The 24257-nt window shown below is 41.8% G+C and carries 26 protein-coding genes and 1 other RNA gene; 10 read left to right on the forward strand and 17 right to left on the reverse strand.

Annotated elements, in window-relative coordinates:
• Positions 1 to 455 precede the first annotated feature (455 nt).
• Positions 456 to 1559, forward strand: coding sequence for a molybdopterin-dependent oxidoreductase (locus Q7A53_RS12145; protein WP_411789439.1), 1104 nt, complete (start codon positions 456 to 458; stop codon positions 1557 to 1559).
• Positions 1546 to 2265: a hypothetical protein gene (locus tag Q7A53_RS12150; protein ID WP_411789440.1), complete on the forward strand. Its 720-nt coding sequence runs from the start codon at positions 1546 to 1548 to the stop codon at positions 2263 to 2265. Before Q7A53_RS12145 ends, Q7A53_RS12150 begins: the two co-directional genes overlap by 14 nt.
• 50 nt (positions 2266 to 2315) lie before the next feature.
• Here the strand turns inward: Q7A53_RS12150 and Q7A53_RS12155 are convergent, their stop codons facing one another.
• Genes Q7A53_RS12155 through Q7A53_RS12175 form a run of 5 tightly spaced genes read right to left on the reverse strand, consistent with a single transcriptional unit; the run spans position 2316 to position 5921 of the window.
• Positions 2316 to 3527 carry a sensor histidine kinase gene (locus tag Q7A53_RS12155; protein ID WP_411789441.1) on the reverse strand — a complete coding sequence of 404 codons (1212 nt, stop codon included), beginning with the start codon at positions 3525 to 3527 and terminating at the stop codon, positions 2316 to 2318.
• Entirely contained in the window at positions 3524 to 4192 is a 669-nt protein-coding gene (locus tag Q7A53_RS12160; RefSeq protein WP_411789442.1) for a response regulator transcription factor, read from the reverse strand. The genes Q7A53_RS12155 and Q7A53_RS12160 overlap by 4 nt, the downstream gene beginning before the upstream one ends.
• Before the next feature lie 6 nt (positions 4193 to 4198).
• Positions 4199 to 4750 carry a ferric reductase-like transmembrane domain-containing protein gene (locus Q7A53_RS12165; RefSeq protein ID WP_411789443.1) on the reverse strand — a complete coding sequence of 184 codons (552 nt, stop codon included), beginning with the start codon at positions 4748 to 4750 and terminating at the stop codon, positions 4199 to 4201.
• On the reverse strand, positions 4744 to 5640 hold the full coding sequence (locus Q7A53_RS12170) for an FAD:protein FMN transferase (RefSeq protein WP_411789444.1): 897 nt from the start codon (positions 5638 to 5640) through the stop codon (positions 4744 to 4746). Before Q7A53_RS12170 ends, Q7A53_RS12165 begins: the two co-directional genes overlap by 7 nt.
• Positions 5637 to 5921 (reverse strand): hypothetical protein, encoded by a 285-nt coding sequence (locus Q7A53_RS12175; RefSeq protein WP_411789445.1) that lies wholly within the window; start codon positions 5919 to 5921, stop codon positions 5637 to 5639. The genes Q7A53_RS12170 and Q7A53_RS12175 overlap by 4 nt, the downstream gene beginning before the upstream one ends.
• Positions 5922 to 6237: 316 nt before the next feature.
• Between Q7A53_RS12175 and Q7A53_RS12180 the strand changes: the two genes are divergently transcribed.
• On the forward strand, positions 6238 to 6999 hold the full coding sequence (locus Q7A53_RS12180; RefSeq protein WP_411789446.1) for an SDR family oxidoreductase: 762 nt from the start codon (positions 6238 to 6240) through the stop codon (positions 6997 to 6999).
• Between the two features lie 85 nt (positions 7000 to 7084).
• Here Q7A53_RS12180 and Q7A53_RS12185 read toward each other — a convergent pair whose 3' ends face one another.
• From Q7A53_RS12185 to smpB, 6 genes are all read right to left on the reverse strand, one after another.
• Positions 7085 to 7357 (reverse strand): hypothetical protein, encoded by a 273-nt coding sequence (locus Q7A53_RS12185; RefSeq protein ID WP_411789447.1) that lies wholly within the window; start codon positions 7355 to 7357, stop codon positions 7085 to 7087.
• Positions 7358 to 7553: 196 nt separating this feature from the next.
• Complete coding sequence (locus Q7A53_RS12190; protein WP_411789448.1) at positions 7554 to 8210, reverse strand: reverse transcriptase-like protein; 657 nt, start codon at positions 8208 to 8210, stop codon at positions 7554 to 7556.
• 178 nt (positions 8211 to 8388) lie between these two features.
• The gene (locus Q7A53_RS12195; protein ID WP_411789449.1) at positions 8389 to 8565 is read right to left on the reverse strand and encodes a hypothetical protein; all 177 of its coding nucleotides are present in this window, start codon (positions 8563 to 8565) and stop codon (positions 8389 to 8391) included.
• Between the two features lie 175 nt (positions 8566 to 8740).
• Positions 8741 to 9775 carry a zinc-binding dehydrogenase gene (locus tag Q7A53_RS12200; RefSeq protein ID WP_411789450.1) on the reverse strand — a complete coding sequence of 345 codons (1035 nt, stop codon included), beginning with the start codon at positions 9773 to 9775 and terminating at the stop codon, positions 8741 to 8743.
• 305 nt (positions 9776 to 10080) lie between these two features.
• Positions 10081 to 10443: a transfer-messenger RNA gene (gene ssrA, locus Q7A53_RS12205) on the reverse strand.
• Between the two features lie 100 nt (positions 10444 to 10543).
• On the reverse strand, positions 10544 to 11008 hold the full coding sequence (smpB, locus tag Q7A53_RS12210; protein ID WP_411789451.1) for an SsrA-binding protein SmpB: 465 nt from the start codon (positions 11006 to 11008) through the stop codon (positions 10544 to 10546).
• 153 nt (positions 11009 to 11161) lie between these two features.
• On the opposite strand from smpB, the gene Q7A53_RS12215 reads away from it, so the two are divergent.
• Complete coding sequence (locus Q7A53_RS12215) at positions 11162 to 12025, forward strand: GNAT family N-acetyltransferase (protein WP_411789452.1); 864 nt, start codon at positions 11162 to 11164, stop codon at positions 12023 to 12025.
• A gap of 48 nt (positions 12026 to 12073) precedes the next feature.
• Here the strand turns inward: Q7A53_RS12215 and rnr are convergent, their stop codons facing one another.
• From rnr to secG, 3 genes are all read right to left on the reverse strand, one after another.
• Positions 12074 to 14368: a ribonuclease R gene (gene rnr / locus Q7A53_RS12220; protein ID WP_411789453.1), complete on the reverse strand. Its 2295-nt coding sequence runs from the start codon at positions 14366 to 14368 to the stop codon at positions 12074 to 12076.
• Between the two features lie 39 nt (positions 14369 to 14407).
• Positions 14408 to 15151, reverse strand: coding sequence for an alpha/beta hydrolase (locus Q7A53_RS12225; protein ID WP_411789454.1), 744 nt, complete (start codon positions 15149 to 15151; stop codon positions 14408 to 14410).
• 163 nt (positions 15152 to 15314) lie between these two features.
• Positions 15315 to 15545: a preprotein translocase subunit SecG gene (gene secG, locus Q7A53_RS12230; RefSeq protein ID WP_411789455.1), complete on the reverse strand. Its 231-nt coding sequence runs from the start codon at positions 15543 to 15545 to the stop codon at positions 15315 to 15317.
• A 277-nt stretch (positions 15546 to 15822) separates the two neighbouring features.
• On the opposite strand from secG, the gene Q7A53_RS12235 reads away from it, so the two are divergent.
• From Q7A53_RS12235 to ytzI, 6 genes are all read left to right on the forward strand, one after another.
• Positions 15823 to 16572 carry a DeoR/GlpR family DNA-binding transcription regulator gene (locus tag Q7A53_RS12235; protein ID WP_411789456.1) on the forward strand — a complete coding sequence of 250 codons (750 nt, stop codon included), beginning with the start codon at positions 15823 to 15825 and terminating at the stop codon, positions 16570 to 16572.
• Positions 16569 to 17483: a 1-phosphofructokinase gene (gene pfkB / locus Q7A53_RS12240; RefSeq protein WP_411789457.1), complete on the forward strand. Its 915-nt coding sequence runs from the start codon at positions 16569 to 16571 to the stop codon at positions 17481 to 17483. The genes Q7A53_RS12235 and pfkB overlap by 4 nt, the downstream gene beginning before the upstream one ends.
• A 17-nt stretch (positions 17484 to 17500) precedes the next feature.
• Positions 17501 to 19375: a PTS fructose transporter subunit IIABC gene (locus Q7A53_RS12245; RefSeq protein ID WP_411789458.1), complete on the forward strand. Its 1875-nt coding sequence runs from the start codon at positions 17501 to 17503 to the stop codon at positions 19373 to 19375.
• 56 nt (positions 19376 to 19431) lie between these two features.
• On the forward strand, positions 19432 to 19698 hold the full coding sequence (locus Q7A53_RS12250; protein WP_411789459.1) for a phosphocarrier protein HPr: 267 nt from the start codon (positions 19432 to 19434) through the stop codon (positions 19696 to 19698).
• Between the two features lie 4 nt (positions 19699 to 19702).
• The gene (ptsP, locus tag Q7A53_RS12255; RefSeq protein WP_411789460.1) at positions 19703 to 21421 is read left to right on the forward strand and encodes a phosphoenolpyruvate--protein phosphotransferase; all 1719 of its coding nucleotides are present in this window, start codon (positions 19703 to 19705) and stop codon (positions 21419 to 21421) included.
• Between the two features lie 73 nt (positions 21422 to 21494).
• Positions 21495 to 21668: a YtzI protein gene (gene ytzI / locus Q7A53_RS12260; RefSeq protein ID WP_411789461.1), complete on the forward strand. Its 174-nt coding sequence runs from the start codon at positions 21495 to 21497 to the stop codon at positions 21666 to 21668.
• Between the two features lie 4 nt (positions 21669 to 21672).
• Here ytzI and Q7A53_RS12265 read toward each other — a convergent pair whose 3' ends face one another.
• From Q7A53_RS12265 to eno, 3 genes are all read right to left on the reverse strand, one after another.
• Positions 21673 to 22272, reverse strand: coding sequence for a nitroreductase family protein (locus Q7A53_RS12265; RefSeq protein ID WP_411789462.1), 600 nt, complete (start codon positions 22270 to 22272; stop codon positions 21673 to 21675).
• 18 nt (positions 22273 to 22290) lie between these two features.
• Positions 22291 to 22875, reverse strand: coding sequence for a YdcF family protein (locus tag Q7A53_RS12270; RefSeq protein ID WP_411789463.1), 585 nt, complete (start codon positions 22873 to 22875; stop codon positions 22291 to 22293).
• Between the two features lie 89 nt (positions 22876 to 22964).
• Positions 22965 to 24251 (reverse strand): phosphopyruvate hydratase, encoded by a 1287-nt coding sequence (gene eno / locus Q7A53_RS12275; protein WP_411789464.1) that lies wholly within the window; start codon positions 24249 to 24251, stop codon positions 22965 to 22967.
• Between the last annotated feature and the right edge of the window lie 6 nt (positions 24252 to 24257).

A 24257-nucleotide genomic window follows, 5' to 3' on the forward strand; every position in this document is an offset into this window, starting at 1 on the left:
CCCTCCTAAATGAATCGTTTGATTACTAAAAGAATGGGATGACCAAGACTTTAGCATCTTCTTTAAAGGTACTCGATTATCCACAAATGAACAGCGGACCCTGGACCAATCTTTTACTAAGCCTCTGGACTTAGAATAGATGAATCCGCATATGACTTCCGGCATTTCAAGTGAATGTCATGCCTTAAATCCTCCTCTTATCTGTACTTTAACTAACCCCAAATTTCATTTTACTATACGAAATCCTTTAACATGATAAAATTCCCAAAAAAGTTTACCACCTTTTAGACCTAATTAAAAAGACTTATTTAATATCCATAATTATACTTGTTAAATTTAAAAAATTCACACCCTGGCTGATTCTCCCCAACGCCAATGAAAGCCTGTTCAATCTATTAAAAGAACCTTTGTGATACAATGATTTCAATAGGAGATAGAAAGGGGTCTGACAAGCAATGAATAGGAAAAATGTCCGTCTCCATTTCATACACGCTCTTACGTTCACAGTTCTCCTTAGTTCTGGTTTATTTCTATACGTGACACCCACTCGAACATGGTTTAACGAAATTCATTTCCCATTAGTCACGCCCCATTATGTAAGCGCATGCATTTATCTTCTCGTGATCCTCTATGGTTCACGCAGACTGCTTCATTATATGAAACCCAGACCCTTACTTAAAAAGTATAACGGCGGCATGCTGTTGATTTTTGCGGGTCTTTGGATTCTTTCAGGGATAGCCATGTACGTACAAAGTTCCCTGCCGGTAATCGTCCGGAATAACGCCGTTATTGTGCACGATTGGAGTACTTTTCTATTCATTCCCTGGGCTCTTACCCATAGCCTGGGTCATTTCTTCCAGATCAGAATTCCATGGCCGAAATGGTGGAGAGGAAAGGCTCCGATTCCTGATGCCATTCAGGAAAACCAGCTAGAGCGCAGAGATTTTATTAAATTTTTTGCTATTGGACTAGTTTTCATTATGATAGGAAGGTACGTGAAGTGGCTGATGCCTGCTCTGTCAATCTCCACGGATGAAAATAAGAGAAAAGGCTATTTCAGGATTTATAATGTCACCAATGATACTCCCAGCTATACAGAACAAGAATGGAGTTTAACTATTGATGGAGCCGTTAATCAGACGGCTTCTTTAAAACTAGCTGATGTTCCGAGATTCACCTCCACTACTCTAGTAGACGATTTTCATTGTGTAACAGGATGGAGTGTTCATGGAGTGGAATTAAAGGGGATATTATTAAAGGATTTATTTAAGGAAATGAACCTTACTACCAACGCTTCCTACATTACTGCCTATTCTGGAGATGAAACCTATTATGATTCCTTCACAGTAAAACAGCTGTTGGACGAAGGGGCAATGCTTATTTTTGAGATGGATGGAAAACCTTTGAAAAAAGCTCAAGGGTACCCGTGCCGGTTGTATCATCCGGATATGTATGGATATAAATCTGTAAAATGGCTGAATCGACTCGAGTTCACGAACGAACGCGAAAGAGGCTATTGGCAGAAGAGCGGAGGGTATGATTTAGATGGCTATCTTTAGACCCATTAAAAAATGGCTGATTCCTCTGGCAGCTATTTTTCTAGGAACGGCAGCAGGTTTTGCTTTTTTTCCCAGCCAGCAAGAATATCACTTTAAAACCTGGCAATCGGAGTTAACCAAATTTTCCAAAGAAAGCTACCAGGTGAGCACCGTCTACAAGCTGGATGGAAAACTTGCTTCACAAAGTACCGGGTCCTGGTCAAAAGAACGGTCTGAATATAAAGTCAGCACCCCTGTTTCTGATGAATCCACCTTTACGTTTACAGTTTTTTTTAATAATGATCAGTTTTATGTTCAATCCGGAGGCGACTGGAATAAAGGCCAAGCCCCCCATCGGGTACTGAATGAGCTTTCTCCGTTAGATGATATGTTCGATTGGAGCAAGACGGTCTTAAAAGAAGCAGACGAAATTAAGCACATTAAAAAGCAAGGAACAACGGTTTATACAGCCGTCTTCCATGCTTTTGACAAGCTCGATTTCAGGGGGATTATGCTTGAGGATCAAAAAGACAGTACACTAGTTATGACCGTAAAGGGTGACCAGCTTTCATCCATCGTCTTCCATTTAAAGACGAAACGCCCGGAAGACATTAACGTCCTGCAATCCTACCCTGCTGCTATAAGCTATGAGATTCACTTTTCCCCTTTCAACGGGAAGATTCCTGATGTTCCTGAACCGGCCCTGCAGGCTCCTTCGCTAGAGTAAAATGAAAGCAGCGGTCCACTTCTAAGACCGCTGCTCCTCTGTCTATTCGTCTATATAGGAAGAACGACTGTAAAGCGCGTTCCTTTCCCCAAAGTACTGTCAACTTCAATATACCCTTTATGTGCTTTTACGATATAGTCAGCAATCGATAACCCTATGCCATTACTCCCCATTGTTCTGGACCGTGCTTTATCAATTCGATAAAATCGATCAAATATCTTTCTCTTATGCTCCTCAGCAATTCCCACTCCAGAGTCAATGAAAGACATCCGTACTTTCTTTTCCGCCTCAGACAGCTTCACTTCAATGCTCCCCTTCTCACAGTTATACTTCACTGCATTGTCTAGGAATAGATAAATTAACTGCTGAATCCGCTGCTTATCACCGATAAATCTAACGTTTTCTTGCAAATCACCTGTTATAGACAAATGATGTTCTTCGGCAACTTTAGAGAAGGAGCGGACAGACTTGGAAATAAGGTCTGTCAGATTAAATTCTTCCTTTTCAAGAACCAGCTTTCCCGAGTCGGAGCGAGCTAACAGCAGTAAATCATTTACGAGACCAGTCATGCGCTTCACTTCCCCGGACATATCGTGCATCGTCTGTTTTGAGAAGTCAGACAGTAGATGATCCTCCTCTTCAACGACTTGAAATCCAGCGGATAAAATACTAAGCGGAGTTCGAAGTTCATGAGAGGCATCATTCACAAATTCTCGCTGGCGTTCTGCTGATTTCACAATTGGCAGAATAGCTCTGCCCGCCATAAAGAAAGATAAGATCATAGCTGCAAACGTAAAGAGAATTGTTAATAACAGCAGCACTACAAAAAGACGCTTTAAGACCTCTTTCTGTTGAGTAATATCCAAACCAGTGAACACGTATCCGTCCCCAACGGGCTTTGCTGCCATTAAATAATCACGGCCTGCTTCATCTTTTTCAACGATTACCTGGGATTCCGGAGTCCACCCCTCTATCAGCTGGTCAATATGGTCCCCCTCTTCTTTAAGGACGTTTCCATTTGAATCTACCACAGCAAATAAATTAACTTTCATCTCCCTGTCACGGGACTCATTCGACTCATGCAGCAGATGGACAATCGATTCATCTGAAATCATTTCTGTGACTTTTTCTTTTTGGTCACTTAACACGGACCGGGAAACCGTCACGTAGGCAATTACCACAAATAGAAGCAGGAAGATCATCGTAAGGATGGCAAATAGCCACATTAGACGTTGTTTCGTTTTCTTGGCTACAGTATTCATACTATTTGATAGCCTACATTTCTCACACTTTTAATTTCCTGCTCTGCTTTCGCTTCTCTGAGCTTCTTCCTAGTTAACTTTACCAGTGCATCCAAATTGTTGTCCGTAACGTCTGCATCTACACCCCAAATTTTAGAAATCAGCTGTTCTCTTGTCAGTACTCGTCCCGTATTGCACATCAGTGTTTCTATCAGCTGATATTCTTTATGTGTCAGTAGCACCGGCAGGTCATGAATTTGAAGAGTGTGAGCTCCTCGATTTAAAACCAAAGATCCTACCACAATAGTATCTTCTTGCAAAGGTTTATTCGAGCGTCTTGCTAATGCCCTGATCCTCGCAAAAAGCTCATCAAATTCAAATGGTTTCACTACATAGTCATCAGCGCCTGAATCGAGACCCATCACTCGATCATCCACACTATCCCGTGCGGTCAGCATTAATATCGATGAGGCACACTCCTCTTTGCGAAGTGCTTCACATACCTCTTGCCCGTTCCGCCCCGGCATCATCCAGTCCAAAATAATGACGTCGTATAAACCCGTCGTTGAATAATCGTAAGCGGACTCCCCGTCAGTGACCCAGTCAACTTGATGAAATTCTTTTTTTAACATATGAACAAGAAGACGGCCCAGCTTAAGATCGTCTTCTGCTAATAATACATTCATAATCGTTTATCCTTCCTTTGCTGCATGCCGACCATTTTGCTGAAATGCTGAACTCAGCCTTTTCCAAAGAAATGCGGCTATGAGCATTACCGATGTTCCTCCATATAGAAGAAGAATCGAATCGGCATGGTCTGATCCCATGAAGAGTCCATGAATTAAAGCCAGAAGGTAAGCAGGCAGTGAAAATAGGTGAATTTTTTTCCACAGTGACCGTTTCACTCTTTTCATCATATCCGATGAAAGCAAAATTAGAAAGACTCCATAGAGCGACAGCGTGCCTAGACCAGCCAAGAAGCGATGCTCATCGGACATAAATGGAACAAATACTTCATACCAGTGATAATTCACGTAGTGATCATAAAGCAGGATCACACCATGAAAGATAATGACGAGGAACCCTATCCAGCCAGTAATTTGGTGAAAAGGATATAAATAGCCTTTCCACGATTTCGGAGTGCTGGGAGAACTATGTAAAAACCCAGCAAAGATTGAAAGAAATAGTAAGCCAAATGAAGTTAATCCTGATGCTCTTGCCCATTCCCACGTGGTGATTACCATGCCGTCCTCACTCCTTTACAGAATTGAAATAAATGCTCCGTCCTATATATTTGCTTTTTCTGATTGACGATAAGGGCAGCGATGGGGAGTTCTTTTTCCTTTATCCAAGTTTCGGCATCCTCTGCATGAATCATACAGAGGACTTTCGCATAAACTTCAGCTTCTGCTACTGTTGGAGCGAGTACAGTCGCCTGAATAACATCAGACACTGGGTTTTCTCCGGTTTGACCGTTCAATATATGATGATGCTCTCCGTGCTGAGTTTCCCAGCGGCGGTGCAAAACATTAGAAGTCGCTAAAGCCCCTTGCTGTATAACAAACTGAGCAATATCTGTGGTAGAGTCAAAGGGATTCATAACGCCAATGTTCTCAGGGTGAGCGAACGTAAAACCCATATCTCCTCCAGCATCAATAAAAATATTTTCACCTCGGGCCATTTGAAATGCCTGGTCGGCACTCCATCCTTTAACAAAACCACCGAGATCAATATGAATATCTCTTACTTTTTTGACTAGGGGCTGATCGTGATGAAGTAACAACCCCTTGTCCATACAGAATTGCCGATCAGTCTGCTTTGCTATCCCCTCCATTTGATCGAAAGAACGATCATAGCCAAGCGAACTCATTTGCTGGCCTAAATACGGGTTAAACAGCGAATCTGTTTGAGCCATGAATACTTCTGACTTTTGTAATATTTGATAAAATTCCTCTGAAATAGAAATCCAGTCTTCGGAAACGGGCTTTTGATTTAATATCGATAATTCGCTATCCTTCAGGAACCTTGAATATCTTCTTTCCACATGAGTAAACCAAGTCAATAATTCCTCTGTATTGTCTGCTTCCAAATAAATGTCCGTACCCATTCCGGAAAAATTCATCCCATTATTCATGAATGTCTGGTCCTCCGCTCCGATGGGGCCATTCCTTGAGGGTCTTCAAACCCACTGCCATCAAAAGAACGATCATCGTTTCCGAAAAAGTCATGAGTATCGTTACTGTCATCCGGATTAGAGAAAATCGAATCTTCGGAGTGAGTGGGTTGCTGCTGTTCAGCTCCTTGATTACTGACTCCCTCTACCTGGTGATTTTGAACAAATCCTATAAAAGAAGCAGCCATGACAGCTGAGGCAATGCCTGAGAACCATTTCACAGTCGTTCTTTTTCTCATCATTTCTACCTCCATACAAGTTTCTTAACTCTAAGGTATCAAGACAAAATGAAAATCAGCTGAAAAACTGTCCAAAACTTCCTGAAATTTATTTACCCTATGCGGAGAACGCTGGTTTTTTTTCTCTACTTCGGTCATGCCTCAAGCGGAAATGATCAGTATTAGCTGAAAGCTTATGATTCTGTTTATAGGAAGGAGCTGGAACGGAAATTGTTTTCCTTACCGCAATGCCGGGAACAAAGTTCTACATGGAAAAAGTGTACAGAAAACACTTTTGGGGATATACACTCACTGGTAGAGAATAGAAAGGATGAACGAAATGAACATAAACGGAAACACTATTCTAATTACTGGCGGAGGTTCAGGGATTGGTTTAGCCCTGGCTGAACGCTTTTTAGGAGAGAATAATGAAGTTATTATTGTGGGGCGGAGAGAAAAGAAATTATTAGAAGCTCAAGAAAAGCATCCCGAACTGCATATCAAACAATGTGATGTTGCTGATCAGGAAGAGCGGGAAAATTTATTTACTTGGGTAACCTCTCATTTTCCGAATCTAAATGTGCTTGTTAATAATGCAGGCATCCAGCAGCGAGTAAATCTTAAAGAAGAAGAACATGACTGGGCACAGTCCAAAAAGGAGCTGACTATTAATATTGATGGACCTCTGCACTTATCGATGCTCTTTACACCGTTTTTGAAAAGCAAACCGGATGCTTCGATTATCAATATTACTTCCGGCCTCGCTCTGTCACCTGGAGCGTGGGTACCCGTGTATAGTGCTACGAAAGCTGCTCTCAGTTCCTTCACACAATCCTTAAGATTGCAGGTGGAAAATACGAACCTCTCCGTTATCGAAGTGCTGCCTCCTGCTGTTAACACCGACCTTGGCGGTGTAGGAATGCATACATTTGGAGCTCCCCTGGATGATTTTGCAGATACCGTATTTGAAGAATTGAAAGAAGGAAAGATCGAGATTGCTTACGGAGATTCTACTAAAAGGCTGCATGCTTCACGGGATGAACTAAAGGAAGGGTCTAAGCAGGCATGGCAAGGATTCAAGAAAAATAACCCCGGATTTTGACTTGTTATTCGTTTTGCTAAAACCCCCAAGTCTTGGTGCTTACTAAAAGACTTGGGGGTTTTTTCAGCTGTAAGCAGCAGTCAACTTACCCGATAATAATAAAAAGATATTTCATGAATACAATCCAGCCCAAACTGCTGAGGCTCAAAGCTAGTACACTTACTGTTAAATATGGCCAAATCTCTCGTGTCTTTTTCGTTTTCCGTAAGAAGAAACCTGATAACAGGATACTTAGCAGAAAATATGCACTTAAGGTAAAGGTCCAGCCGTTATCATAGCGGAACGGATCTCCGATTAACACCATTGATATAAAAACTAAATCTATTAATAGCATAAGAATTAAAATAACTCTTTTCATCCTGCCACCCCCCCTCGAGTTTGAGCCCTAAACTTACTGACTGCCTATGTACTTTCTCTACTAAACGAAATTTCGATTATCTTCACATATACAGGCATTTTCAGAAAAGAAGAGCCAAAACTATCAGCAATCAAGCCTAGCAGACTTAAGTGAGACAGCAATGCCTACTACTTACTCCTTATCTCTTAGTAAAAGCTTAATTTATTTCCATGGAACTTGTAATCTCAACATTCTTCAGTGCCTGCGATGCTAATCTGTCTGCTTCTTTGTTATTTTTTCGCGAAATAACTTTATATTCTGGCTTTATGCCTGCCTGGCTTAATTTATCCTCCACACGATCTGCCCACCTTGATAATTCTTCCTCTAAACAGGGCCACTCTCCAGTTAATTGATTAATAACTACTTGAGAATCACCAATAATTGAAACGGGTAAATGATGGACATCTAACAGCTCTAACTCTTTTAATGCCAAGTGGAGAGCAGCATATTCAGCTTCATTATTTGAATTCAACTCGTTTACTAAAGCATTCTTTCTTAATCTGAAAGACTTACCATTTTGATCATAGTAAATGACGCAGCCTAAACCTGAACTCCGTGTCTTTACGTCATATCCCCCATCAAAATAAACCTTTATATTGTGGGGCTCTGTTTGAATCCCTTTCATATAAGCTTTTAATTCTTTCAAAGTCCACGGTTGATCCTGACTGTCGACAAATGTTAATTGTTTGGCCCGTCCCGTTCTTTCTATATCTTCAACCAGTAAAATCGCCTGACCGGCCTGCATTTCATCTGATAAAAAGTTGGTTTCTGTACTCTTTAAAGATTTGTAAGTCCATTTAATTTTTACTTTCATACGATCCCGCCTTAACAACAAAAGTAGAAGAACAGTAGCACAAGAAAATGTTTTTTTCCGTCCTGTTTTCCCTGAGTTTATCCTGCTTTATGACTCAACTTACCTATCCTAATTATATTTCCTCAAAGACGGACTTTGTATAAGCAAGCTTTAATCCAGCTTTCTCCTTTTACTCGATTCAAACAGGACCAGGAATATTCTTCACCGTAAAAGCCGTGCACTCTCCAAACACCTTCCTAGCAGCCTCCATTGGATTTCCTTTCTTTTGCTGAAGGGCATCAATCCTTGATATGAGAGACTCTATTTCAGACTTATCGATTTGTACGGCTAATTTTTTATTGAGGACTATTGCCATTTATGCACCTCTTCCAAGAAAGTTCATCTCAACCAATTATTTCAAAAATCAGTAAATTACACAATACTCGAACTGAATGGATCAAGAGCCAAGCGATTAGATGAAAGAAAAAACCCGAACGCTCTGGTCCGGGTGGTTGGTCGTTCGACTAAAAGAATTACATTTTTCTTTAGATCTATGGAATCAATACAATTTTACCTAGTTTTCCTGATTCTTTGAAATACTTCTGGGCATCTTTAGCTTCCTCAAGGGGGAAAGTCCGATCAATCACCGGTTTTACTTGGTGGTTTGCAATGGCATCCATCAACTTATTAAAGTCTGCTCTAGTACCTAAAACAGATCCAAACATCGTAATATGTTTCAAATACAGTGTTCTAAAATCAAGCTCTGTCTGTTGACCGCCTGCCGAACCAGACGTACAGAATTTCCCGCCTTTTTTAAGGACTTGGAGAGACGTGTGGAATAAAGCATCTCCTACTACGTCTAAAACAGCATCGATCGAACCCCCTCCCGCTTCAAGGATCTCTTCTTCCAATTTGTCAGAGCGGTAGGAAAGTACGTGTGCGGCTCCAAGTTCTTTCATTTTATCTGCCAGTGAAAGGTCGCCTACAATAGCGATGACTTCTGCTCCAAAAACGTTGGCAGCGATCTGGACATTAAGAGAACCAACACCACCGTTAGCCCCTGTAACCATTACAGTTTCCCCCGGTTTAGGGGCAATTTGCTCCACCATATGCCAGGCGGTTAGACCGCTCACAGAAAAAACAGCACTTTCTTTATAGTCCTGAAGCGGCATAGGATTGCAAAGTTCCGCCGGCCACACCACATATTCTGCATAACCTCCGTCGTATTCAGAACCAATAAACGACATATCCTCCGAGATATGTTCATATCCTTCTTCTCCAGAAGAGGTAAACGGAAATAATACAACATCATCTCCAGTATTCAAATCGGTGACATGACTGCCAGTTTCAACGACCTTTCCGGCAATATCCGATCCTGGAGTTCGCGGGAAGTTTACTCCTTCAGGACGCCATCCTGACTCTTCCCCGGTTCCATATGCTCCTTCTCTCATCCAAATCTCGGTATTGTTAATAGCACATGCCTTAACTTGAACCAGTACTTCATTGGACTTAGGTTTAGGAATTTCTTTCTCCATTACTTGCAGTTGATCCAGACCACCATAACCCGTTACTTGAACAGCTTTCATATTGATCACTTCCTTTGTTTTTTTATTTACTAGAACTTAGGGTCTGCTACTTATGCTTCTATATTCTCATATCTATAATAGAATGAGAAATCACAAGTACCCCACAGCTAGATAAAAAATCTTCAGTAATAAGAAAGCCCTGCAATTTTCACATGGAGCGGGTCAAACATTTTAACAACTCCATGGTAAAACCTCATTACAAATACCGTGTTTATGTAAAATCACATTCTATAGATCGAGTATGTTCTTTAGCGATTCTGGTTTCTTAAGGTATTTCCCCATAAAAAAACCACCAATATATGTATTGGTGGAGACGGTGGGAGTCGAACCCACGTCCGGAGATATCGGCACTCGGGCTTCTACAAGCGTAGTTGATATATTATCATTCGCTTCCTCTTCAGCCTATCAACAGGCTTCCGAGGAGCTAGCCTGATTAGTCTCTTCGTTTTTCCTCAGGCGGTGGAAAAACGCGTAGTCCGCTTTAGTTTGAGACCCTTCATCTGCCACACGGACAATGCCAGGAAGGATCAGCTATAGTCTACTTACGCAGCTACAGCTAGGTTATTGTTAGATTCGCCAGTTATATTTAGGCAAATGACGTTTTACGAGCCGTCGCCTCGACTTGCAACCCGAGCTCGACCTATCCCCGTCGAATCCGTAACGTCCCCGTTAGGATTAAAGGAAGAGACAATCAAGCTCTGTTTCCAATGCCGCAATTAAGCGACAAGTTTAATTATAACACAACTATCATTTTTTTCAACCAAGCTATTATTTTAAGCTGTCTTTGATCGCTCGGTCAATTTCCCTGTTTACCTGCTTGCGCTTTAAATCTTCCCGCTTATCATACTTCTTCTTCCCTCTGCCAAGTCCGATAAGAACTTTCGCTACCCCGTTTTTAATATACATTTTTAAAGGGACGAGAGAGTAACCTTTTTGCTGGGTCTGACCGATGAGCTGATTGATTTCTTTTCGATGCAAGAGAAGTTTGCGCATCCGGGTAGGGTCATGATTGTAAATATTCCCTTGCTCATATTGCGAAATATGCAAGTTATGCAGAAAGACCTCTCCATTATTAATCCGTGCAAAGCTATCTTTTAAGTTTACCCGGCCATTACGAATGGATTTAATTTCTGTCCCTTGCAGCACAATTCCCGCTTCGAAGGTTTCTTCAATAATATAGTCGTGTCTTGCTTTTTTATTTTGTACAATGGCTTTTCCATTTCCTCTTGGCATAACGGCTTCCTCCTCTGCTGCGTGACTATTATTGTACCAAATGTAACCGTGGTTTCCAATTCCGAGCTTTTTGAGATGCAAGTGAGATCAATGGACGGATCGAGCTTAGTTGTGAGACTATATTTCTGAAAGATACGGAAAAGGAGTTATTCTATGGATCCTCAATTGGGAGAAATAAGACCGTTGGATTTGTCAGACCTGACCAGCCTATTACAGATGGATACTGGTATCGAGGACGATTATATTATTCGGATTTATTCAGACTTGGTGAAAGCTGATAACCATTCACTGTTGGGATTGTTTCATAAAGAACAGTTACTTTCCATTGGAGGATACAGTCTGTTTGGCAAAGATACATTCGCCATGATTGGACGGCTGCGTACGGACAGACGGTATGCAGGACAAGGTTTCTCCACTCAATTAGTTAAGAAGCTTGTGCAGCTTCTTTCTGAGGATAGCAGGGTATCCTGGGCAGGAGCCAATACCCATGTGCATAATAACTCCGCAAGAAAAGTACTCGAAAAAGCAGGGTTAGCTTCTGGTCCTGTGATCCATTCCCTGGTGCTGACCAAGCCTGGACAACTTAAGGGTTACAAAAATGGGGAGGTTTGGAAGGAAATCCACTCTCTACAGGAGAAGAAAGATTTGCTTGTCCAAACGGAGAGAAGCAGACCAGACATTTTCCCATATGAATGCTATTATCCGCTTCCTTACCATCAGTCCCTTTTCACGGACAAGATGCTCAGCGAATCCTATTTCTATGCGTCCACTAATAGGAAACGGTTTGTAATTATAAAAACGGATCAAAAGAAATATCGCTATTCTCATGTAAAGTACTTTTGGGATGATCATTATACTCAACCAGGCTTTTTTGAAACGATCCGTCATCATTGGAAGCAGCATCCGGATAACTATGGTTGCTGGCTTGATTTTTCCCCCACAGGTTTCTCCCACATCCCCGATCTAAGTCCTTACGAGGTCCAGGAACCCTGGGTGCTGTATGAAAAGTGGAAATAACCATAGAAAAACGCGCCAGCTGAAGCGCGTTTTTCTAATGTTTAGCGATTACTTCTTCTTTTTGCGTCCTTTTTTGGGAACACCTTTATTTCTGTAGAAAGGTTTATTGCCTTTTTGTTTATTCTTTTTCTTATTTTTTTTACGATCTTCAGGACCTTTGGAATTAATCTGCTTAGGGAGATCACGCTTAGGGCGCTCTTTGCGCGGTTTCATACCGTCTATTTCAAAGTCAACGACACGTTCATCTAAATTAACATTCGTCACACGTATAGTCACTTCATCCCCAATACGATAAACATTCCCCGTGCGCTCCCCTATCATGGCGTATTGTTTTTCCTGGAAATGATAGTAATCATCAGTGAGAGTGCTGACGTGAACGAGTCCCTCTACCGTATTTGGCAGTTCGACAAACATGCCAAAGCTGGTAACTGAACTAATAACGCCTTCAAACTCTTCCCCTATTTTATCTTGCATAAATTCAGCTTTTTTCAGATCGTCTGTCTCTCGTTCTGCATCGACCGCAGCGCGTTCCATTTCAGAAGAGTGGCGGGCAATCTCAGGCATCTGATCTTTCCAGTGCTTACGAGTTTGATAATCAAGCTTATCTTCCACTAGATAGGTGCGAATCAGCCGGTGAACGGTTAAGTCAGGATATCGTCTGATCGGCGAAGTGAAATGAGTATAAAACTCTGTTGCCAGACCAAAGTGCCCAAGACTTTGCGGGTCATATTTAGCCTGCTGCATCGAGCGAAGCATGAGTTTGGAGATAATCATATCTTCTTGGGTACCTTCCACTTCCTCTAGCACTTTCTGCAGTGCTTGGGGGTGAACCTTATCAGCGGTTCCTTTTACCGAAAATCCGAGGTTTGCCACAAACTCAAAGAAATGCTGCAGTTTGCTCTGATCTGGATCTTCGTGAATTCGATGAATGAACGGTACTTCCATCCAATGAAAATGCTCAGCTACCGTTTCGTTAGCAGCAAGCATGAATTCTTCAATTAAGCGCTCAGCTACGGAACGCTCACGAAGTTTAACATCCACGGCTTTTCCTTCTTCATCCACAATGACTCCTGCTTCTTTGAAATCAAAATCAATGGCGCCTCTTCCCATACGTTTTTGACGCAGGGTTTTCGCAAGACCTGCCATTTCTCTAAACATCGGCACAAGATCTTTGTATTTCTCAATAAGTTCAGGATCATCATGTTCAAGGATTTCATTTACATCTTTATAGGTCATTCGTTCATTCGTTTTAATGACACTTTGGAATATTTCATGACCGACAACTTCACCGCTTGGATCAATTTCCATTTCACAGGACAGCGTCAGACGATCTACTTGTGGATTTAACGAACAAATCCCATTAGACAGACGGTGCGGGATCATCGGAATGACCCGATCAACTAAATACACACTCGTTGCCCGTTCGCGAGCTTCCTTATCAATAGGTGAATTCTCTTGCACATAGTAAGTTACATCAGCAATATGGACACCGAGCTTATAGTTGCCGTTGGCTAATTTCTTAACAGTCACCGCGTCATCCAAATCTTTGGCGTCAGCGCCATCAATGGTGACTATGGTTTCGTCCCGCAAATCACGTCGGTTTTTAAGTTCTCCTTCACTGATTTGATCAGGGGTGTCCGCTGCTTGTTTAAGAACTTCATCGGGAAAATCTAATTTAATTCCATGTTTGTAGATAATGGAAATAATATCTATACCTGGATCGTTTTTGTGCCCAAGAATCTCCACGATCTCGCCTTCCGCACTCATTCTTTCTTCTGGAAACTTCGTAATGTTAACGATGACCTTATGCCCATCGGCAGCTCCATTGGTCTGTCCTTTAGGAATGAAGATGTCATTAGGGATTCGCTTGTCATCAGCAATAACAAACCCGAAATTTCGACTTTGTTCATATGTTCCCACTACTCGAGTTGTTGCTCTCTCTAATATTCGAATAACGGTTCCTTCAGGGCGCTGACCCGATTCATCGCGTTTTTCAATACGAACGAGTACTTTATCATTGTTCATGGCAGAATTTAAATCGGAGTGATGAAGATATACATCATCTTTATCTTCATCATCGGGAATTAAGAATGCAAATCCCTTCGCATGCATCTGAATGCGTCCTCTAATTAAATTCATTTTTTCAGGCAGGCCGAACCGGTTCTTTCGTGTACGGACTAATTCACCTGCTTCTTCTAGGGAGTTAAGAGCTTTAATAAGGTTCTTAAACTCCCCACTGCTGTCTTCTAGATTTAAGGATTCTTCCAGCTCTTCTACGGATAGCGGCTTGGATGCCGTTTCTTTGAAGACCTGAAGAATTTGTTGTTCTAATTCATTTGTCATCTATCTTACCTCCTGTAAGTGAAAGACAAGAAACTGCGCTTACGACCAATCCAGGGATTCAAGGAAGGTGAGAATGTCCTCATGGAGCTGTTCCTTCTCTTTATCCATGGTAATGACGTGGCTGGAATTCTTGTACCACTTTATGTCTTTATGATCGGATTCAACCTCGTTATAAATATAGTTGGCACTTTCCGTATTAATCATTTCATCTTGTTCTGCTTGCACGACCAGGATTGGGGTGTAAACTTGGTCCACTTCATCATGGACTTCGTTAATAAATTCGCCAAGCTGATGAAACATATCTTTTGATTCATCGAGTAATTCTTGTACTTCCTGGTCGATCGTTTCCTTATCTTTTCCTTCTAGCTGTTTAAATTGACGTGCCTTGAACTCAAAGCCCTGAGTTAATTGCTGTTCATTATCAAAAAACATAGGAGAACACATCGTTACAAGACCTTTTAACGGTTCAGAATAGCCAAGCTTAAGACTTAATACGCCTCCTAAGGATAATCCAGCAACCGCAATCTTTTGATATCCTTTTTCCCGAAGATGATTTAACCCTTCCCTAACGTCGGACCACCAATCTTCAGGAGTAGCGTCAATAAGCGCTTCCGGCTCTTTCCCGTGTCCTCGATAAATAGGAGCGTGACTGGTATAGCCATGCTTTTGTAAAAAACGTCCTAGCATGCGAACATCAGCAGAATGTCCGGTGAAACCATGTAATAATAATACCGCACGCTCGCCTTCTTCAAACGTAAACGGCTGTGGCTGTTTTATATTCATTTCGTTCTCTCCTTACTTCATCTATTTCCATATTTAATAATTTCATTCGTTCCTCACAACGCTTCTATTTTATCAGACTGCAATTTATTCCTCATAAGATGTGCATGAAACAAGAAAAGCCGCGCTTTAATCAGCACGGCCATGTTCCATTTATATACATCTATTAAAGTACATAAGCTACAAGAAAAGCCAGCACGAAAAACAACACACCCGTAACTACGGTCGTGCGATGCAAAACCGCGTCGATCCCCCGAGCTTTTTGTTTACCGAATAACTGTTCAGCCCCTCCGGAGATTGCTCCAGAAAGACCAGCACTTTTACCTGATTGCAGCAGAACAAGAACAATCAAAGTAATGGTATCAATAACAAGCAACGTAATTGCAACTGTTTCCATAATGGGTCCCCACCTCCTAAACCGCACAAATAACTATTGTTAAATGTAGCATAAAACCAAGGGTACAGCAAGAAAATTCCGTGATAGGACATAATGAATAGAGCAGGTTCTGCTCTATTTCTAACCTGGAGCGAATTCGTTCCCCCCCTGCTCATGTGATTCTGATGGTTTTCGATCAAAAAATGAAAGTTTATGAATGTTTTTGAATGATTTTGGTTGATTTATGTAAGGGCTTACTTTATGATAGTAATATAGAAGCACGAAGGGAGGAGGATCTGTGTTAACTCCAGAACGTCACCAGCTTATCATTAACCTTCTTCACGAACGGCACACAGTAAAAATGAAAGAATTAGTACAACACACTCAATCATCCGAGTCCACCATAAGACGGGACTTGGACCAGCTAGAACAGGAAGGTCACCTTCGCAGAGTCCATGGAGGAGCTTCATTAAGGCAAGGTACGATGGAAGAGCCAAGCGTGGGAGAGAAAGTTACCCAGTACCATCAGGAAAAGACGCTTATAGCTAAATATGCGGCTTCCTTGGTACGTGATGGAGATTGTATTTTTATCGATGCAGGGACCACTACTTATGAAATGATTCCGCATTTATCTAATAAGGATATTATTGTAGTCACCAATGGCCTCAATCTTCTAGATCTGCTCACAGAGCATCGCATAAAGACGTACGCTTTAGGCGGCTATGTCAAACATAGGACGAGGGCGGTCATTGGAGCTTCAGCCGTACAGAATCTTCATCAATATCGTTTTGACCAATGTTTTATGGGTACCAATGGGCTCACTGGTGATGATGGCTTTACAACACCCGATCCGGAGGAGGCTGCAATTAAGACCACGGCCCTTACCCTGTCTCAAGAAAAATTTGTACTGGCCGATCATTCAAAGTTTGGAAAGGTCGCGTTTTGTAAAATCGCCAGTCTGGAGGATGCAGATGTTATTACAAACTACCAGGGCCCCCTACTTAAGGATTATCAAGAAAAAACTAGCATAAAGGTTGTGAGAACATGATTTACACTTGCACCCTCAATCCTTCCATTGATTACATCATGAACGTCGAGCATTTCGAGTCGGGAGGTTTGAATCGGGCAAAACAAACTTTTTATTATCCTGGAGGTAAAGGGATTAACGTATCCCGAGTTATGAGCAGACTAGGTGTCCCTACAACCGCTCTTGGTTATGTGGGTGAGTTTACGGGTAAATTTATTACTGATTTCTTAAATGAGGAAAACATTGATCATCGCTTCATTGAAACCGGTCAATACACGAGGATTAACGTGAAGCTAAAAGGGGATAAAGAATCAGAAATCAATGGGCCAGGGCCCGAACTTAATGAAGAACAACAGGAAAAGCTGCTTGATCAGATTCGCTCTTTAACAGGAGAAGATCTGTTAATCCTTGCAGGAAGTGTTCCTTCTTCCCTGCCGTCTGATTTTTACTTAAGAATTGCTGATATTTGTGATTCTACTGGTGCTAAATTGGTTGCTGATACTTCAGGTAAGGCGTTGGAACAGTTGATGGGCTATAAGGTAGCACTTCTGAAACCCAACCATCATGAACTTGGCGAACTCTTTCAAACCGAGATTAACACAAAAGAACAAGCCGCTGAGTATGCAATGAAATTGGTCGATAAGGGAGCTGAACAAGTCATCGTTTCTATGGGCGGAGATGGAGCTGTCTATGCTTCTCACGATGGCAAGATGTATGCAAATGTGCCTAAAGGAAAGGTTAAGAATTCAGTAGGAGCAGGCGATTCTGTGGTTTCTGGATTTATTGGAGGACTGGCATTAGGCATGACTAAAGAGGAAGCCTTTAAATACGGCGTGGCAGCAGGAAGTGCTACAGCTTTTCAAGACGATTTATGCGAAAAAAGAGACGTATACGAACTTTTGGATGAGATCAAGGTTTCACCTATTAACTAAGGGAGGGAATTAATGTTATGAAAATTACAGATCTTTTAACGAAAGACACGATCCTGTTAAATATGAAGGCGTCCTCAAAACCAGAAGCGATTGATGAACTTATCGGAAAATTGGATGAAGCAGGAAAACTGAATGACCGGGATCAATTCAAACAATCCATTGAAGAGCGGGAAAGTCAAAGCACAACGGGTATTGGTGAAGGGATTGCCATTCCACATGCGAAGACTTCTGCGGTAAAAGACCCTGCCATTGCTTTCGGACGTTCTCAAGAAGGACTTGATTATGAGTCCTTAGACGGGCAGCCAACGAATTTATTCTTTATGATCGCTGCTTCTGAGGGTGCTAACAACACTCACTTGGAGACACTGTCCAGCTTATCCGGCTTTTTAATGGATAAGAATTTCCGTCAGAAACTAGAAACGGCCAAGACGGAAGCAGAAGTCATTGAAATTATTAATGCAAAAGAAGCAGAAGAAAATGACGAAGAAGCAGAATCCGGCGATGCTTCTGAAAGTAAAATCCTAGCAGTTACTGCCTGCCCAACTGGAATTGCTCACACGTACATGGCAGCAGATAAATTGAAAGCTACAGCGAAGGAAATGGGCGTCAATATTAAAGTACAAACCAACGGATCAAGCGGTGTTAAAAACCGGTTAACAGAAGAAGAAATTCGTGAAGCCGATGCGATCATTGTCGCTGCAGATACAAAAGTGGAAATGGATGTATTTGACGGCAAGCCAGTTATCGAAGTACCTGTTGCCAAAGCTATTCACGAACCGAAGGAATTAATTACAAAAGCCATTAATAAAGATGCACCGATCTATAAAGGTGACGGAAAGAAATCCTCCGATTCAAGCGATGGCCAGCGCTCTGGTTTTTATAAACACTTGATGAACGGTGTTTCCAACATGCTTCCGTTTGTCGTAGGCGGCGGTATTCTCATTGCAATATCTTTCTTTTTCGGGATTAATTCAGATAACGCCTTTGCAAAAATGCTGGGCACCATTGGCGGCGATAACGCCTTCTACTTGCTCGTTCCCGTATTAGCCGGTTTTATCGCGTCTAGTATTGCCGATCGTCCTGGTTTCGCACCAGGTATGGTTGGTGGTTTGATTGCGATCACGCAAACCGTTGAAGGCGCCGGAAACGGATCAGGATTCCTCGGCGGTTTAATTGCTGGTTTCTTAGCTGGTTATATTACGCTTGGTATTAAGAAAATGTTAGAAGGATTACCGGCTGTTCTTGACGGATTGAAAACGGTACTCTTCTACCCTGTCCTTTCTTTATTCGCAACTGGGATGATTATGCTCATCATCAACCCTTGGTTAACAAGTATTTACACTGGTCTTTTCGATTTCCTAAATGGCATGAGCGGTGCCAACCTTGCCTTACTAGGCATAATTGTTGGAGGTATGATGGCTGTTGATATGGGTGGTCCTGTAAATAAAGCGGCTTACACTTTCGGAATTGCCGCGTTGGACGCAGGAAACTACACGTTTATTGCTGCAGCGATGGCTGGCGGAATGGTTCCACCACTTGCAATGGGGCTAGCTACCACATTATTTAAAAAGAAATTCACGAAGCAAGAACGCGAAACGGGTAAAGCCGCTTATCCATTAGGAGCATTCTTTATCACAGAAGGCGCCATACCATTTGCAGCCGCCGATCCGATCCGTGTGATTCCTTCCATGGTTGTTGGAAGTGCACTCGCTGGTATGCTGTCCATGCTGTTTCACATTGGTTTGAGGGCTCCCCACGGCGGTTTGATTGTCGTTCCATTAATTGAAGGCGGGGTTATGAAAGCCGTACTTTACTTACTCGCCATTATTATCGGTACAATTGTCAGCGCAATTATTGTTGGATTGTTGAAAAAAGATGTAGAAAAGGCTTAAAATAATAGAGTTAGGGTAACCCACAAACAAGCAATTATTTAGAGGAGGAATAAATCATGGTAGAAAAAAGCTTTAAAATCACTTCAGCGGACGGGGTACATGCCCGCCCTGCAACCGTACTAGTGCAAAACGCAGGAAAATACGCATCAGACATTAATCTTCATTACAAGGAGAAATCTGTAAACTTGAAATCCATTATGGGGATTATGAGTCTCGGTATTCCTGCTGGCGCCGATGTAAAAATCTCTGCAGAAGGCAGTGATGAACAGGAAGCCATCGATCACCTTGCCAGCACAATGCAGAATGAAGGGCTGGGGGAGTAATTATATGACACATCTTCAAGGGATTGCAGCTTCCAGCGGTATTGCCATTGCAAAGGTTTACCGTCTGGAAACTCCAGACCTTACTTACAGCAAGACTGAAATCCAGCAGCCGGAAGAGGAAATCAAGCGGCTTCATGATGCTCTTGAAATTTCCAAGTCTGAGCTGGAAAAAATTAAAGAACATACTCTGAAATCACTGGGTGAAGAACATGCAGAAATTTTTTCTGCCCACTTGCTTGTCCTCAGCGATCCAGAGTTGATTCAGCCAATTGAAGATAAGATTAAATCTGAAAATGTAAACGCTGAAGCCGCTTTAGATGAAACCGCTAATATGTTTATCGATATGTTTAAAAATATGGACAATGAGTATATGAAAGAACGTGCCGCTGATATTCAGGATGTAACTAAGCGTGTAATGTCGCATCTGTTAAACGTAACTTTCCCTGATCCAGCGCTTATTAACGAGGAAGTCGTTATCGTTGCAAACGACCTTACTCCTTCTGACACCGCCCAATTAGATAAACAGTTCGTCAAGGGCTTTACGACTGACATAGGCGGCCGTACTTCTCATTCCGCAATTATGGCTCGTTCTCTTGAAATTCCGGCAGTAGTTGGGACGAAAGAAATAACCAGCAAAGCTGGAAAAGACGTAATGATAATTGTCGACGGCATAGATGGAAACGTCATCGTCGAACCTTCTCAAGACCAAATTGATTCCTATAAGCAAAAACAAGCTGATTTTGAGGAGAAAAAACAAGAGTGGGCCAAGCTTAAAGACGAGCCTACTGTAACTTCTGAAGGAGACCATGTGGAGCTTGCAGCCAACATTGGTACCCCAGAAGATGTAGCAGGCGTATTGAATAACGGAGGTGAAGGTGTCGGCCTTTACCGTACTGAATTCCTTTATATGGGCAAGAACCAGCTGCCTACGGAAGAAGAACAGTATGATGCCTACTCATCCGTATTGAAGCAAATGGGAGACAAACCAGTGGTCGTCCGTACGTTAGACATAGGCGGAGATAAAGAATTGGATTACCTGGATCTTCCTGATGAGATGAATCCTTTTCTAGGTTACCGTGCCATTCGTCTATGCCTGGAGCGTGACGATATTTTCCGTGTTCAGCTGCGTGCTTTACTAAGAGCAAGTATTCATGGAAACTTGAAAATTATGTTCCCTATGATTGCTACGCTGGAAGAATTCCGTCAAGCCAAAGCAATTCTTAACGAAGAACGGGAAAAATTAATTAGTGAGGGCTATGAAATTGCCGGGGACTTTGAAGTGGGGATGATGGTGGAAATACCAGCCACGGCAGTCATCGCACGCCAGTTTGCTAAAGAAGTTGATTTCTTCAGTATCGGCACAAATGACTTAATTCAATATACAATGGCTGCAGACCGCATGAACGAGAGAGTCTCTTATCTCTACCAGCCTTACAATCCAGCGATTTTGAATTTAGTTAATAATGTCATAGAAGCTGCTCATGCAGAAGGAAAATGGGCAGGTATGTGCGGAGAGATGGCTGGAGATGAAATCGCGATTCCTATCTTATTAGGTCTTGGACTTGATGAATTCAGCATGAGTGCTACCTCTATCCTTCCAGCTAGAACCCAAATTAGAACTCTATCTAAGAAGGATATGGCTTCTTATAAGAAGCAGCTCTTATCTATGGGGACCGCTGAAGAAGTGGTAGAATTCGTTAAAGAAAAGACTCAGTCCCAGTAAAACGTCTTCTAACCTGAGGATAAGCGGATGGTTCTTATTATTTTTTCAGCACTTTACAGAAAGAAGTGTGAGTATGCCATTACCGATTCTTATCATCATTTGTATTGGGATTGTAGTAGCAATCGCTGCTGCTTTTGGATTTGCAGTCTCTAAAGGCTATCAGTATCAACATACTGTAGATCCCTTGCCCACTAACAACCAAGATGAAGATAACAAACAAGATAAAAAAGCTGACACTCACGAATAGAGTGTCAGCTTTTTTTATGGATAAATGGCTCATTTATTATTTGTAACTTATTTTTCATAGAAGTTCTCTCTTTTGGTGAAGGGATTCGGTTAGGATATCCCATTTGCAACACAGCTGCAGGTTTATGCAAAGAAGGATCTAATCCAATTTGAGCGATAAATTTTTCATCCTTTAAATAAGGACTAGTCGTCCATAGGACTCCTATCCCCTCATCCCAGGCAAGTAATTGCACATTTTGTATGTATGCACACACTGCTGCATAATCTTCCTCAAACTTATGTTTATCCTGATCTCGCTCTAGATAGATTAACGCATGGTGAGGAATACTCAATAGAAAATCCCGAATACCATCGCACATTTTTTGCTTCTTTTCCTGGTTATAAGAAGCGAAGAAACCAGCGCGTTCATAGCTTTCAAGGACGAGCTCCGCATAATCCTTTCTTCCTTCATCTTGATATAACTTCACATTCCAAGGCTCTTTCATACGATGAGTAGGCGCCCATGCTGCAGCAAAGAAAATATCAATGAGCTTGCTCTCATCTACATTCTCTGCTTTAAAATCATGAATCGATCTACGGCTGCTGATAACTTTTCTAATTTCCATTACTTGATTCCCCTATATTTAACGAAATGGCTTTGACAGTTGATAGACCATAAAATATCCCCACTCTTTCATAAAAAAGGGAAGCTTTGTTTCAAGAGTCTGATAGGCAGAATATTTTGTAGGTACACCCTTAACATTCTTCATGTCATCATCCTTTGCAAGAGCAACCGCTCTCTTAAGATGATAGCGATCACTGACAAGCAAATAAGAATGAATTTCTTTATTCGTCGCTACCTTCTTAGCATTCATAAGATTATCCTCTGTTACAAACGATTGATTCTCAAATAAAATCGCTTTTTCAGGAACTCCATGTTCCATAGCATAAGATTTTCCCACTTCTGCTTCAGAGGAAGCAGCATTTTGACTTGCTCCTCCTGTGAAAATCAAGAAATCTACTTTGTTCTTTTCGTATAATTCAATCGCTTCTTTCAACCTGCCTTCAAATACAGGACTCGGCTTTCCATTCCACTGAGCTGCCCCAAGAACAATGGCCGCATCTGCTTCAGGAAGATTTTTGTTATCCCCGTATGTCCAAATACTAAAGCCCGTCCACCCTGCGTAAATGATGAGTGCAACCAGTCCTAGTACAATTATTTTCTTCATAGAATGCTCTCCTACTCTTCGATGTCTTTCTCTATCATATCATAGAAAAAAGCCTCTCTGAATCATCAGAGAGGCTCAATAAACAAATTTTATTTATTCAAGTTATAAAAGGCTTTCTTCCCTGCATAAGTCGCTGTGTCAAGCAGCTGATCTTCAATTCGAAGAAGCTGATTATACTTCGCAACTCGGTCCGTACGAGAAGGTGCACCTGTCTTAATTTGCCCTGCATTTGCTGCTACAGCAATATCAGCAATTGTGGCATCCTCTGTTTCACCTGAGCGGTGGGAAATAACAGCCGTATAGCCAGCTTTTTTAGCCATTTCGATAGCCTCAAAGGTTTCAGTCAGCGTTCCAATTTGATTCACTTTAACTAGAATAGAATTGCCTACGCCTTCTTCAATGGCACGGCCAAGCATATTAGTGTTGGTTACGAATAAGTCATCCCCAACCAGCTGAACTTTATCACCAATACGGTCTGTAAGAAGTTTGGTTCCTTTCCAGTCGTTTTCATCCAAACCATCTTCAATAGAAATGATTGGATATTTATTAACTAGCTCTTCGTACCAATCCACCATCTCTTCAGATGTACGAACGACACCCTCACCTTTTAAGTTGTACTTATCATCTTCGTAAATCTCTGAAGCGGCAACATCCATAGCAAGTTTAACTTCTTCACCTGGTTTATAGCCAGCTTCTTCAATCGCTTCAATAATAGTCGAAAGTGCTTCTTCATTAGACTTAAGACTTGGAGCAAATCCACCTTCATCACCTACACCAGTATTGTAGCCTTTGGATTGAAGAACTTTCTTAAGGGAGTGGAAAATTTCTGCTCCCATACGAAGGGCTTCTTTAAATGTTGGAGCTCCTATTGGCATGATCATGAATTCCTGGATATCTACGTTGTTATCAGCATGCTCTCCGCCATTCAAAATGTTCATCATTGGAGTTGGAAGCGTAGCTGCTGTAAACCCGCCTAGATATTTGTAAAGAGGAAGACCCACCACTTCAGCTGCTGCATGAGCGACTGCCATAGATACGCCTAGGATAGCATTGGCTCCTAAGTTCCCTTTATTTTCTGTACCATCCAACTCGATCATCATTTTGTCGATAATCACTTGCTGAGTTGCATCCATTCCAAGAAGTTTTGGTGCAATGACCTCGTTTACGTTTTCTACGGCTTTTTGAACACCTTTTCCAAGATAACGGCCTTTGTCTCCATCACGAAGTTCGACGGCTTCGTATTCACCTGTGGAAGCACCACTAGGTACCATAGCTGTACCGAATGCGCCGGACTCTGTATAAATTTCTACTTCAATCGTTGGGTTACCGCGAGAGTCTAAGACTTCACGAGCATAAACGTCTGTAATATATGGCATTTCTAA

The sequence above is a fragment of the Halobacillus rhizosphaerae genome (assembly GCF_046719735.1).
GTDB lineage: Bacteria > Bacillota > Bacilli > Bacillales > Halobacillaceae > Halobacillus_B > Halobacillus_B rhizosphaerae.